The following is a 12,218-nucleotide window of genomic DNA, read 5'->3' as shown; positions in this document are numbered from 1 at the left end:
CTCAGCCTGACGGAGCTCAGCCTGACAGGGAGCTCAGCCTGACGGGGGCCGGTACCGCTCCCGCCGCCGGCGCAGCAGGTCTGCGGCGTCGGTGACCGTGGTGTCACCGCGCCGCCGCAGCGCCCCGCCGGGGGCCGGCAGCGCTCGCCGCCGGCCGTCCGCCAGCTCCAGCGCGGCCCAGCGCGGGGGCTGCGCGGTGTCGACCCGGACCCCGGTGATCTGCGCCCAGGGGTAGCGGTGCGTGCCGATCTCGCGCACCTCCACGCCCTCGTCGTCGACCCGCACCCGGGTCCGGGCGGTGACCACGCCGGCGGCCACCACGGCCAGCAGGAGCACCAGGTAGCCGATGACCAGCAGGGCGTCGGAGCCGTCCCGGGCCCGGGCCGGGTCGGACAGCCGGCGCAGGCCGCCGACCGCGATCCAGACGACGGCCGCCAGCGGGGCCAGCCGCAGCAGCAGCGGCGGCCCGCCCAGCCGCCAGGCCACGGGCTCCGGCGCGGCCGAGGGCGTCGAGCTCACCGGGGCGCCGGAGGGGCGACGAGCTTGCCGAGCAGGGCGCCGAGGGTGTGCGCGGGGTCCTCGGTGACACCGGCGTGCACCGGGGAGGGCTGCACCACCGTGCTGCGCGGCGCGGTGAGCCGGCCGAAGGTGTGGGCGAGCCCGGTCCCCTCGCGGGCGGTGCCCTCGGGGTGCCGGCACGCGGTGACGACGGCCTCGGCCGAGGTGCGGACCGCGTCCAGGTCGACCTCCTCGGCGAGCGCGCGCAGCCGCACGTCGTCGACGACCACCGAGGCGTGCAGGTAGTCCAGGCCCTGGCAGTAGAGGATGACGCCGACGTTGACGAACTCGCCGCGGTCGATCCGCGGCACCGCCCGCAGCACGGCGTACTGGAACGCGTGCCGGCTCACGGCAGCCACCGCTCGGCCGCGTCCAGCCGGGCCAGCAGGTACTCCCGGTAGACCTCGCGGGCGGTCGGCGCGTCGTGCGGGGCCCGCGGGTCGGGTCGCGTCGGGTCGGGCTGCAGCCACGGGTCGGGCACCAGCGCGAGCACCTCGGCCAGCAGGGCGGCGTCCACCCGGGCGCGCAGGTCGTCGTGCACGCTGCGCGGGTCCCCGACGCCCACGAGCACGTGGTCGGCGTAGTTGTAGGTCGAGGCGGCGAAGGCGGCGACGTCGCCCCAGGCGTGGTGGAAGCGCAGGCAGGCGCCGTGGTCGATCGCCCACAGCGCCTTGTGCCAGATCAGCAGGTTGGTGTTGCGCCGGCTGCGGTCGACGTTGGCGACGAAGGCGTCCAGCCAGACCACCCGCGACGCGGTCAGCGGGTCGACGGCGAAGGTGGTGTCGTAGCCGACCGAGCCGGGCAGGAAGTCGACGGCGAGGTTCAGCCCGGCGCTCCGGCTGACCAGCTCCTGCACCTCCTCGTCGGGTTCGCGGCGGCCGATCTCGGCGTCGACGTCGACGAGGGCGAGCTCGGGGACGGGGATCTCCAGCGCCCGGGCCAGCTCGCCGACGACGATCTCGGCGACCAGCGCCTTGGGACCCTGGCCGGCGCCGGTGAACTTCACCACGTAGGTGCCGAGGTCGTCGGCCTCCATCAGCGCCGGCAGCGACCCGCCCTCCCGGAGCGGGGTGAGGTAGGCCGTGGCGGCGATCCGGGGGAGCACGGGTGACACAGTAGTGGCGGGCGCCGGCAGCACGCGGCACGCCTCGTTTGACCCTCGTGGGGCGGCCACGTAGCCTTGACCCTCGGTGTGCGCTCGTCGTGATCGCGTGCACGCCTCACCGGTGTGATCGGATCCGGCCCTCGGGGTCGGAGGCGTGGTCACGCCGCCGATAGACTTCCGGAAGACATCGAAGAGAGTAGGTCAGGCGTGTACGCAGTCGTGCGTAGTGGCGGCCGCCAGCACAAGGTCAGCGTGGGCGACGTTCTCGAGATCGACAAGACCGACAGCGCGGTGGGCGAGAGCCTCAACCTGCAGCCGTTGATGCTCGTCGACGGCGAGTCCGTCCTCTCGACGGCCTCGGCCCTGAGCTCGGTCACCGTGACCGCCGAGGTGCTCGGCGCCACCAAGGGTCCGAAGATCCACATCCTCAAGTACAAGAACAAGACCGGCTACCGCAAGCGCCAGGGACACCGTCAGCACTACGTCCAGGTCCGCGTCACCGGTATCGAGAGCTGAGGCAGACATGGCACACAAAAAGGGCGCATCCTCCACCCGCAACGGTCGCGACTCGAACGCCCAGCGCCTCGGCGTGAAGCGCTTCGGCGGCCAGCTGGTCAACGCGGGCGAGATCATCGTCCGTCAGCGCGGGACCCACTTCCACCCCGGTGACGGCATGGGCCGCGGCGGCGACGACACCCTCTTCGCGCTCCGCCCGGGGCACGTCGAGTTCGGCACCCGGCGTGGCCGTCGCGTCGTGAACATCCTCCCGCTGGACGTCCCGGCCCCCGCGGAGGTCGCGGTCTCCGCGTAGCCAGCACCGCACAGCTCGACCCGTACGACCGGAAGGGTGGCCCGATCGGGCCACCCTTCCGTGGTTCCACCAGCAGGACTCGCGAACAGCCGTTCCGGGACCACCCCCACCCGTACGCGGAACCGTACGCACGAGAGGAGCGCGGCATGGCGATCCCCAGCTTCGTCGACCAGGTCACGCTGCACGTCTACGGCGGCAACGGCGGGCACGGGGTGGCATCGGTCCACCGCGAGAAGTTCAAGCCGCTCGGCGGCCCCGACGGCGGCAACGGCGGGGACGGCGGCTCGGTCATCCTGCGGGTCGAGCCCGGCCTGACCACCCTCGTCGACTACCACCGCCAGTCCCACCGGCGCGCGACCAACGGCCAGCCCGGCCGCGGCGACCACAACAACGGCGCCAACGGCGAGGACATCCTCCTCGGCGTCCCCGACGGCACCGTGATCAGCGACGCCGACACCGGCGAGCAGCTGGCCGACCTGACGGGGGAGGGCGCCGAGCTGACGGTGGCCCGCGGCGGCCGCGGCGGGCTCGGCAACGCCGCGCTGGCGTCCGCCAGCCGCAAGGCTCCCGGCTTCGCCCTGCTGGGCGAGGAGGGCGAGACCCGGACCGTCGTCCTCGAGCTCAAGGTCGTCGCCGACGTCGGCCTGGTCGGCTTCCCGAGCGCCGGCAAGTCCTCCCTCGTCGCGGCCATCTCCCGGGCCCGGCCGAAGATCGCCGACTACCCGTTCACCACCCTGGTGCCGAACCTCGGCGTCGTCGTCGCGGGGGAGACCACCTACACCGTCGCGGACGTGCCCGGGCTGATCGAGGGCGCCAGCGAGGGCCGCGGCCTCGGCCACGACTTCCTCCGCCACATCGAGCGGTGCGCCGCCCTGGTGCACGTGCTCGACTGCGCCACCTTCGAGCCCGGCCGGGACCCGCTGAGCGACCTCGACGTCATCGAGGCCGAGCTCACCGCGCACGGCGGGCTGGAGGACCGGCCTCGGCTGGTCGCGCTCAACAAGCTCGACATCCCCGACGCCGCCGAGCTCGCCCAGCTGGTGATCGCCGACCTGCAGGCCCGCGGGCTGCAGGTCTTCGAGATCTCCACCAAGAGCGGGCAGGGCCTGCAGGCGCTGACCTTCGCGATGGCCCAGCTGGTCGCCGCGCGGCGGGCCGCGATGCCCGCGCCGGCCCCGAAGCGGATCGTGCTGCGCCCGCCGTCGGTCGGCGGCAAGGGCGCCGAGTTCACCATCAAGGCCGAGGGCGAGCTCTGGCGGGTCCGGGGCGAGAAGCCCGAGCGCTGGGTGCGGCAGACCGACTTCAACAACACCGAGGCCGTCGGCTACCTCGCCGACCGGCTCAACCGGATCGGCATCGAGACCCGGCTGCTGGAGCTCGGCGCGCGCGCCGGGGACACCGTCGCCATCGGCGGGGACGACGCCGTCGTCTTCGACTTCGCCCCGCAGGTCGACGTCGGCGCCGAGATCCTCAGCCGGCGCGGGGAGGACCAGCGCTTCACCGAGGAGCGGCCGGCCATCCGCCGCCGCCGGGACAAGGACGCCGCCTACCACGCCGCCGACGACGAGGTGGAGGGCGAGTACACCTTCACCAGCCTCGGCGACCTCGCCGACGACGCCCCCGCGCTCGACCACGGCGACGACGGGGTGCGCGAGCGCTGATGGGCACGGGTGACCGGCGCGCCGCCGTCGCCGGCGCGGCCCGCGTGGTGGTCAAGGTGGGGTCCTCCTCCCTGACCACGCCCGAGGGCGGTATCGACCCGGCCCGGATCGAGGCGCTCGTGGACGCGCTGGCCGCCGCCCGCGCGGCGGGCCGCGAGGTGGTGCTGGTCTCCTCCGGGGCGATCGCCGCCGGGCTCGCCCCGCTGGCCCTGCGCAGCCGGCCCCGCGACCTCGCCACCCAGCAGGCGGCCGCGTCGGTCGGCCAGGGCCTGCTGATGGGCTACTACACCCACCTGTTCGCCGCGCACGACCTCGGCGTCGGCCAGGTGCTGCTGACGGTCGACGACGTGACCCGGCACGGCCACTACCGCAACGCGTTCCGCACCTTCGGCCGGCTGCTCGAGCTGGGGGTCGTGCCCATCGTCAACGAGAACGACACGGTCGCCACCCACGAGATCCGCTTCGGCGACAACGACCGGCTCGCCGCGCTGGTCGCCCACCTGGTGCACGCGGACGCGCTCGTGCTGCTCAGCGACGTGGACTCCCTCTACACCGCCAGGCCGAGCGAGCCCGGCGCCCGGCGGGTCGTCGAGGTGCACGGCGAGGAGGACCTGGCCGGGCTCGACGTCTCCGCCAGGGGCTCGGCCGTCGGCACCGGCGGCATGGTCACGAAGGTGGAGGCGGCCCGGATCGCCACCACCGCCGGCATCGACGTCGTGCTGACCAGCGCCGCCCAGGTCGCCGCGGCGCTCCGGGGCGAGCCCGTCGGCACCTGGTTCCACCCGACCGGCAAGCGCCGGCCCACCCGGCTGCTGTGGCTGCGGCACGCCAGCGACGCCCGCGGCTCGCTCCGGCTGGACGCAGGCGCCGTCCGTGCGCTGGTCGAGCGGCACGCCTCGCTGCTGCCGGCCGGCGTGACCAGCGTCGACGGTGCGTTCAGCGCGGGGGAGCCGGTGGACCTCGTCGGACCCGACGGTGCCGTCGTCGCCCGCGGCCTCGTGAACTACGACGCGGACGAGCTGCCGGCCCTGCTGGGCCGCAGCACCCGCGAGCTGGCGGCCGAGCTGGGCGCCGGCTACGACCGCACCGTCGTGCACCGCGACGCCCTCGTCGTCTTCGACGAGGTGCCGGCCCGGACGCCCACGATCTGACGCCAGAGGCCTGCCGGACGCAACAACCGGTCGCCCAGAGGTCGCACCACCGCCAGGTTGCGCGCTCGTCGGTGGAGCCCGGACCGCTCCCGCCGGTATAGGGTCGGAGCACTTTCCAGTCCGACGCCCCTCCCCGGTTCAGCCGACGCTGGTCTCCCGGGGGGGTGGCCGCACCCACGAGGTGGACGTTGACCATCCCCAGAACCTTCCAGAAGACGCTGGCGGTGCTCGCCTCCCTGGCCACCGTCACCGCGCTCGCCTCCTGCGCGCAGAGCGAGCGCGACGCGGGCTCCGACACCAGCGCCGACGCCGGCAGCAACGCCACGTTCGTCTTCGCGGCGTCCTCCGACCCGGTCATGCTCGACCCGGCCATGGCGAGCGACGGCGAGACCTTCCGGATCTCCCGGCAGATCTTCGAGGGCCTCGTCGGCGCCAAGCCGGGCACCACCGACGTCGAGCCGCTGCTCGCCACCAAGTGGACGCCGTCCGCGGACGGCAAGAGCTACACCTTCGACCTGCGGGAGGGCGTCAAGTTCTCCGACGGCACCGACTTCAACGGCGAGGCCGTCTGCGCCAACTTCGACCGCTGGTACAACTGGACCGGCGTCAACCAGTCCGAGAACATCAGCTACTACTACAACAGCCTGTTCAAGGGCTTCAAGACCGGCAAGACCGGCGGCGTCTACGACAGCTGCGAGGCGCCGAGCGCCAACCAGGCGGTCGTCAAGCTGGCCAAGCCGTTCGCCGGCTTCGTGCAGGCGATGACCCTGCCGGCGTTCTCGATGCAGAGCCCGGGCGCGCTGACCCAGTACAACGCGGACAAGACCGAGGGCACGGAGGACGACCCGCGGTTCTCCGAGTACGCCACGGCCCACCCGACCGGCACCGGGCCCTACCTGTTCGACACCTGGGACCGCGGCCAGCAGGTCACGCTCAAGGCGAACCCCGACTACTGGGGCGAGAAGGCCAAGACGGCCACCGTCATCGTGCGGACGATCAGCGACGCCAAGGCCCGCACCCAGGAGCTGCAGGCCGGCAACATCGACGGCTACGACCTGGTCGGCCCGGCCGACATCCAGCCCCTGAAGGACGACGGCTTCCAGATCGTCAACCGGCCCGCCTTCAACATCCTCTACCTGGGCATGAACCAGAAGAACAAGGCGCTGCAGGACGTCCGGGTCCGCCAGGCGATCACCTACGCCATCGACCGCGCGGCCGTCGTCAAGTCCTCGCTGCCCGAGGGCTCCGAGCCGGCCATCGAGTTCATCCCGCCGACGGTCGCGGGCTACAACGACCAGGTCGAGGCCTACCCCTACGACCTGGACAAGGCCAAGCAGTTGCTCGCCGACGCGGGGCAGTCCGACCTGGAGCTCAAGTTCGCCTACCCGACGGGGGTCTCGCGGCCCTACATGCCGGCCCCGGAGGACACCTTCGCGGTGATCAAGAGCCAGCTCGAGAAGGCCGGCATCAAGGTCACCCCGGTCGCCGCCAAGTGGAGCCCGGACTACCTCGACATGATCCAGGGCGACGCGGGCGTCGACAAGCACGACATCCACCTGCTCGGCTGGACCGGCGACTACGACGACCCGGACAACTTCCTGGGCGTCTTCTTCGGCCGCAAGTCGAGCGAGTGGGGCTTCGACAACAAGAAGCTGTTCGCCGACCTGGCGGCGGCCCGTGAGCTGCCGACCCGCGAGGAGCAGGTCCCGGCGTACGAGAAGATCGGCGCCGAGATCGCCGACTACGCCCCGGGCGTCCCGCTGGCCCACCCGGCCCCGTCGCTGGCCTTCGCGCCCGGCGTCCAGGGCTTCGTGGCCAGCCCCGTCCAGGACGAGGTGTGGAACAACGTCACCGTCAGCAAGTGACCGGCGGCCCGCCCCGACCCCGCGCGGGTCGGGGCGGGCCGGCACGGTGACCGGGGGGTCCGGCCCGTGCTGAGGTTCACGATCCGTCGGCTGCTGCTGCTGGTCCCGGTGCTGTTCGGGCTCAGCCTGCTGCTGTTCGCCTGGGTGCGGGCGCTGCCCGGCGACCCCGCCCGGGCGCTGCTGGGCGAGAAGGCCACCCCCGAGTCCATCGCCGCCGTCAACGCGCAGTACGGCTTCGACAAGCCGCTGCTCACCCAGTACCTGACCTACACCGCCCGGCTGCTGCAGGGCGACTTCGGCACCTCACCGCGGACCGGTCTACCGGTGCTGGGCACCTTCCTCGAGCGGTTCCCGGCCACCGTCGAGCTGAGCCTCGCGGCGCTGCTGTTCGCCGTCGTGGTCGGCATCCCCGTCGGGTTCCTGGCCGCGACCCGGGCCGGGGGGTGGCTGGACCGCATCTTCGTGGCCGGCTCGCTGCTCGGGGTCGTCGTCCCCGTCTTCGTGCTGGCCTACCTGCTCAAGATCGTCTTCGCCGTGGGGCTGCCCGGCCCGCTGGGGGCGCTGGCCGTGCTGCCGACGTCCGGGCGGCAGGACGCGCGGATCGACGCGACCCACATCACCAACTTCTACGTCCTCGACGGGCTGCTGACCCGGGAGTGGGACGCGTCGTGGGACGCCCTCGTGCACCTGGTGCTGCCCGGCATCGCCCTCGGCTGCATCCCGCTGGCGATCATCGTGCGGATGACCCGGGCGTCGGTGATCGACGTGCTCAACGAGGACTACGTCCGCACCGCGCGCTCGAAGGGCCTGGCCCGCGGGCTGATCACCCGGCGGCACGTGCTGCGCAACGCCATGCTGCCCGTCACCACGACCATCGGCCTGCAGACCGGTGCGCTGCTGGCCGGGGCGGTGCTGACCGAGTCGGTGTTCGCGTTCAACGGGATCGGGTCCTACCTGTTCGACGCCATCAGCGGGCTCGACTTCGCCGTGCTGCAGGGCTTCATCCTCTTCATCGCGGTCATCTACGCGTTGATCAACCTGGCCGTGGACCTGCTCTACGGCGTCATCGACCCGCGGCTGCGTGCCGCGTGAGGGGGACGACGTGACCGCGCTCGACACGGTGGCGCCCGACCGGCCGCAGGCGCTGGCCGAGCTGATGGGCGACGGTGCGGCGGACGACCGCGGCACCAGCCTCTGGCGCGGGGCCTTCCAGCGGCTGCGCCGCAACCCGAGCGCCATCATCGGCGCCGTCATCGTGGCCCTGTTCGTGCTGGTCGCCGTCTTCGCGCCGCTGCTCACCCCGTACCGGCCGGCCAGCACCGAGTGGATCGAGGAGGTGACGCCCAGCAGCGTGCCCGGCCGCTCCGCGGACCACCCGCTGGGCCTGGACTCCTTCGGCTCCGACCTGCTCACCCAGCTGCTCTACGGCGCCCGGGCCTCGCTGATCATCGGCGTCGTCTCCACCGCCCTCGGCCTGCTCGGCGGGGCGGTGCTCGGGACCCTCGCCGGTGGGCTCGGCGGCTGGGTCGACACGGCGGTGATGCGGGTGGTGGACATCTTGTTGTCGATCCCGTCCCTGCTGCTGGCCGTGTCGATCGCCGCCGTCCTCGGGCAGCGGCCCAGCGCGATCATGATCGCCATCGGCGCCGCCCAGGTGCCGATCTTCGCCCGGCTGCTGCGCGGCTCGATGCTGGCGCAGCGCAACCAGGACTACGTGCTCGCCTCGGTCTCGCTGGGCCTGCGCCGCCGCACCATCGTGATGAGCCACGTGCTGCCGAACTCGCTCGGACCGGTCATCGTGCAGGCGACGCTCAGCCTGGCGACGGCGATCATCGAGGTCGCGGCGCTGTCCTACCTGGGTCTCGGGGCGCCCGACCCCGCCACGGCCGAGTGGGGCCGGATGCTGGTCAAGGCCCAGGACCGGCTGCAGAGCGACCCGCACCTGGCCCTGCTCCCCGGCCTCTGCATCGCCGTCACCGCCCTGGGCTTCACGCTCTTCGGCGAGGCGCTGCGCGAGGCGCTGGACCCGAAGTCAAGGAGATGACATGAGCACGTCGACCACCGGGGTCCAGGACCGCACCCTCGTCCGCCGCTCGGCCCGCGGGCCGGTCAACCGCAACGAGGTGCTGCTGGAGGTCAAGGACCTCCGGGTCACCTTCCAGCGGCGTGGCGGCCACCCCACCCGCGCCGTCGACGGGGTCTCCTTCGCCGTCAAGCCCGGGGAGGTCGTGGGCATCGTCGGGGAGTCCGGCAGCGGCAAGTCCGTCACCTCGATGGCGGTGATGGGGCTGCTGCCCAGCCGCGGCGTCCAGGTCAGCGGGCAGGCCCTCTACCGCGGGCAGGACCTGCTCACCCTGCCGGCCGGCCAGCTGTCGGACCTGCGGGGGCGCGAGCTGGCGATGGTCTTCCAGGACCCGATGAGCTCGCTCAACCCGGTCGTCCCCGTCGGCACGCAGGTGACGGAGGTGCTGCTGCGGCACCAGGACATCAGCCGTTCCGCCGCGCGCGACGAGGCCGAGGACCTGCTGCGCCGCTGCGGCATCCCCGACCCGGGCCGTCGGCTCAAGGAGTACCCCCACCAGCTGTCCGGCGGCATGCGGCAGCGCGCGCTGATCGCCATCGCCCTGGCCTGCAAGCCGGCGCTGCTGATCTGCGACGAGCCGACGACGGCCCTCGACGTCACCATCCAGGCCCAGGTCCTCGAGCTGCTCAAGGAGCTCGTCAACGACCTCGGGACCGCCATGGTGATGATCACCCACGACCTCGGCGTCGTCGCCGGGCTGTGCGACTTCGTCAACGTGATGTACGCCGGCCGGGTGGTGGAGGCGGCGCCCCGCCGGGAGCTGTTCGGGCACCCGCGGCACCGCTACACCGAGGGCCTGCTCGCCTCGATCCCGCGGCTGGACGCCCCCCGCGGCGAGCCGCTGCGGCCGATCCCGGGCACGCCCCGCGACGTCCTCGGCTGGTCGCAGGGCTGCGCCTTCGCGCCCCGGTGCCGGCACGCCGCCGACGACTGCATCGTCGCCGACCTGCCGCTCGAGCCGTTGGGCCGGCTGGCCCACGAGGTGCGCTGCGTGCACCCGGCGGCGGAGGCGGCCGGTCCTGCGCACACGTCGTCCGACCTGTCAGCGGCGGTGGTCGCCGGGACGACCACCAACGCTGACAAGTCGGGCCTGGACGAGGGGGAGCGTCGATGAGCGAGCCGCTGCTGGAGGTCTCGGGGCTCAAGGTCCACTTCCCGATCAAGCGCGGGCTGGTGTTCGACCGGACGGTGGGCCACGTGCGCGCCGTCGACGGCGTCGACCTGCAGGTCCGGCGCGGGCAGACCTTCGGGCTGGTGGGGGAGTCGGGCTGCGGCAAGTCGACGCTGGGCCGCGCCATCCTCCGGCTGGAGGAGCCGACCGACGGCCAGGTCCGCTTCGACGGCGAGGACCTGCGCGACCTCGGGCCGGAGCCGCTGCGCAAGATGCGACGGCGGATGCAGATGGTGTTCCAGGACCCGCTCTCCAGCCTCGACCCGCGGGCGTCGGTGGAGAGCCTGCTCACCGAGCCCCTGACCGTGCACGGGCTGGCCGAGGCCGACCGCCAGGAGTTCGGCCGCGACTCCGCGAGGAGCCATGCCGCCAAGGCGTCGTCGATGCTCGACGTCGTCGGGCTGCCGGGCTCGGCGCTGGCGAAGTACCCGCACGAGTTCTCCGGCGGTCAGCGGCAGCGGATCGGCATCGCCCGGGCGATGATCCTCAACCCCGACCTGGTGATCGCCGACGAGCCCGTCAGCGCCCTCGACGTCTCGGTCCAGGCGCAGGTGATCAACCTCCTCGAGGGCCTGCAGGACCTGCTCGGGCTGACCTACCTGGTGATCGCCCACGACCTCGCCGTCGTCCGGCACATCAGCGACGTCATCGGCGTGATGTACCTGGGCACCATCGTCGAGCAGGCCGACAGCGACGACCTCTACGCCGAGCCGCTGCACCCGTACACGATCGCGCTGATGTCGGCCATCCCGATCCCCGACCCCGACGTCGAGGACCGGCGGGAGCGGATCCTGCTGCGCGGCGACCTGCCCAGCCCGGCCAACCCGCCGTCGGGCTGCCGGTTCCACACCCGCTGCCCCTACCGGCAGCCGACCCGCTGCGACACCGAGGTGCCCGCCCTGCGTGCGGTCGAGGGCACGGAGGGCCGGCTGGTGGCCTGCCACTGGGCCGAGGACATCCGCAGCGGCGCCGTCCACGTCGCCGACCCGACCCTGCTGGTGGAGCCCGACGTGCCGGTGCCCGTCGCCGGCGCCCGGGGCTGACCGTGCTGTTCTTCGACCAGTACGACTCGCAGGTCGGGGTGCTGGGGGTGCTCGGCGGGCCGGCCGGGCTGCGCGGCCTCGGCTGGGGGCTCGCCGTCAGCGGCGCGTCCACCGAGCCCGACGAGACGGTGCAGCAGGTCGTCGGTCAGCTGCGGGAGTACTTCGCCGGCCAGCGCCGGGAGTTCGACCTCCCGCTGGACCTGCCGCGGCTGGAGCCGGCGACGCGCGCCGTGCTCGACGCCCTGCGGACGATCCCCTGCGGGACGACCATCACCTACGGCGAGCTGGCGGCGCGCAGCGGCACCGGTCTGCCGGCCCGGGCGATCGGCTCGATCATGGGCGCCAACCCCGTCCCCCTGGTGATCCCGTGCCACCGCGTCGTCGCCGGCGACGGCCTGGGCGGGTACTCCGGGGGCGAGCCGGGCCAGGAGATCGCCACCAAGCGCTGGCTCCTCGAGCACGAGGGCGCCCTGCCGCCGACCCTGCTCTGAGCGGTGGTCCCACCGCGACCCGCGCCCGGGCAGCAGTGCTGCGGGCGCCGGGCAGCAGTGCGGCGGGCACGGCCGGGCACAGCGGGCAGGCACGGCCGGGCAGCAGTGCGGCGGGCGCGGGCGGGCTTCCGCGGCCGCCGACCCCCACCCCCGGCTGGTCCCCCACTTCACACCCCGTAGACCGGCTTCACACCCCGTGCACGGGGTGTGAAGTCCACCGCAGGGGTGTGAAGTGGGGGACCGGGCTCAGGCCCGGGCCCGCGCAGCCGCGGCCGTCAC

General features: G+C 73.4%; 13 protein-coding genes. 10 read left to right on the top strand and 3 right to left on the bottom strand.

What is annotated here, in order from left to right:
* Window positions 1-33: 33 nt before the first annotated feature.
* From BLT72_RS15410 to BLT72_RS15400, 3 genes are read right to left on the bottom strand one after another with little or no spacing between them, the layout of a single operon-like run.
* Window positions 34-519: a PH domain-containing protein gene (locus BLT72_RS15410; protein WP_091413934.1), complete on the bottom strand. Its 486-nt coding sequence runs from the start codon at window positions 517-519 to the stop codon at window positions 34-36.
* Window positions 516-908, bottom strand: coding sequence for a DUF3037 domain-containing protein (locus BLT72_RS15405; RefSeq protein WP_091417603.1), 393 nt, complete (start codon window positions 906-908; stop codon window positions 516-518). The genes BLT72_RS15410 and BLT72_RS15405 overlap by 4 nt, the downstream gene beginning before the upstream one ends.
* A complete protein-coding gene (locus BLT72_RS15400) occupies window positions 905-1,663 on the bottom strand; it encodes a HipA family kinase (protein WP_172826089.1) in 759 nt (252 codons plus the stop codon). Before BLT72_RS15400 ends, BLT72_RS15405 begins: the two co-directional genes overlap by 4 nt.
* Before the next feature lie 207 nt (window positions 1,664-1,870).
* Between BLT72_RS15400 and rplU the strand changes: the two genes are divergently transcribed.
* From rplU to BLT72_RS15350, 10 genes are all read left to right on the top strand, one after another.
* Window positions 1,871-2,179, top strand: coding sequence for a 50S ribosomal protein L21 (gene rplU / locus BLT72_RS15395; protein ID WP_091413932.1), 309 nt, complete (start codon window positions 1,871-1,873; stop codon window positions 2,177-2,179).
* A gap of 7 nt (window positions 2,180-2,186) precedes the next feature.
* Entirely contained in the window at window positions 2,187-2,474 is a 288-nt protein-coding gene (gene rpmA / locus BLT72_RS15390) for a 50S ribosomal protein L27 (RefSeq protein WP_091413931.1), read from the top strand.
* Window positions 2,475-2,620: 146 nt separating this feature from the next.
* Window positions 2,621-4,135: a GTPase ObgE gene (gene obgE / locus BLT72_RS15385; protein ID WP_091413930.1), complete on the top strand. Its 1,515-nt coding sequence runs from the start codon at window positions 2,621-2,623 to the stop codon at window positions 4,133-4,135.
* Window positions 4,135-5,286, top strand: coding sequence for a glutamate 5-kinase (gene proB / locus BLT72_RS15380; protein ID WP_091413929.1), 1,152 nt, complete (start codon window positions 4,135-4,137; stop codon window positions 5,284-5,286). The genes obgE and proB overlap by 1 nt, the downstream gene beginning before the upstream one ends.
* Before the next feature lie 188 nt (window positions 5,287-5,474).
* On the top strand, window positions 5,475-7,151 hold the full coding sequence (locus BLT72_RS15375) for an ABC transporter substrate-binding protein (protein ID WP_172826088.1): 1,677 nt from the start codon (window positions 5,475-5,477) through the stop codon (window positions 7,149-7,151).
* 66 nt (window positions 7,152-7,217) lie between these two features.
* Window positions 7,218-8,243 (top strand): ABC transporter permease, encoded by a 1,026-nt coding sequence (locus tag BLT72_RS15370; protein ID WP_091413928.1) that lies wholly within the window; start codon window positions 7,218-7,220, stop codon window positions 8,241-8,243.
* A gap of 10 nt (window positions 8,244-8,253) precedes the next feature.
* Window positions 8,254-9,195: an ABC transporter permease gene (locus BLT72_RS15365; RefSeq protein ID WP_197677060.1), complete on the top strand. Its 942-nt coding sequence runs from the start codon at window positions 8,254-8,256 to the stop codon at window positions 9,193-9,195.
* A gap of 1 nt (window position 9,196) precedes the next feature.
* Window positions 9,197-10,348 (top strand): ABC transporter ATP-binding protein, encoded by a 1,152-nt coding sequence (locus BLT72_RS15360; RefSeq protein ID WP_091413927.1) that lies wholly within the window; start codon window positions 9,197-9,199, stop codon window positions 10,346-10,348.
* Window positions 10,345-11,448, top strand: a complete 1,104-nt coding sequence (locus BLT72_RS15355; RefSeq protein WP_091413926.1) for an ABC transporter ATP-binding protein — start codon at window positions 10,345-10,347, stop codon at window positions 11,446-11,448. Before BLT72_RS15360 ends, BLT72_RS15355 begins: the two co-directional genes overlap by 4 nt.
* Window positions 11,449-11,450: 2 nt before the next feature.
* Window positions 11,451-11,939: a methylated-DNA--[protein]-cysteine S-methyltransferase gene (locus BLT72_RS15350; RefSeq protein WP_197677059.1), complete on the top strand. Its 489-nt coding sequence runs from the start codon at window positions 11,451-11,453 to the stop codon at window positions 11,937-11,939.
* The last annotated feature ends 279 nt before the right edge of the window (window positions 11,940-12,218 follow it).

Source organism: Friedmanniella luteola (assembly GCF_900105065.1).
Taxonomy (GTDB): Bacteria; Actinomycetota; Actinomycetes; order Propionibacteriales; family Propionibacteriaceae; genus Microlunatus; species Microlunatus luteolus.
The sequence above is the reverse complement of the archived record's forward strand: the minus strand, read 5'-3'. Positions and strand labels throughout refer to the sequence as shown.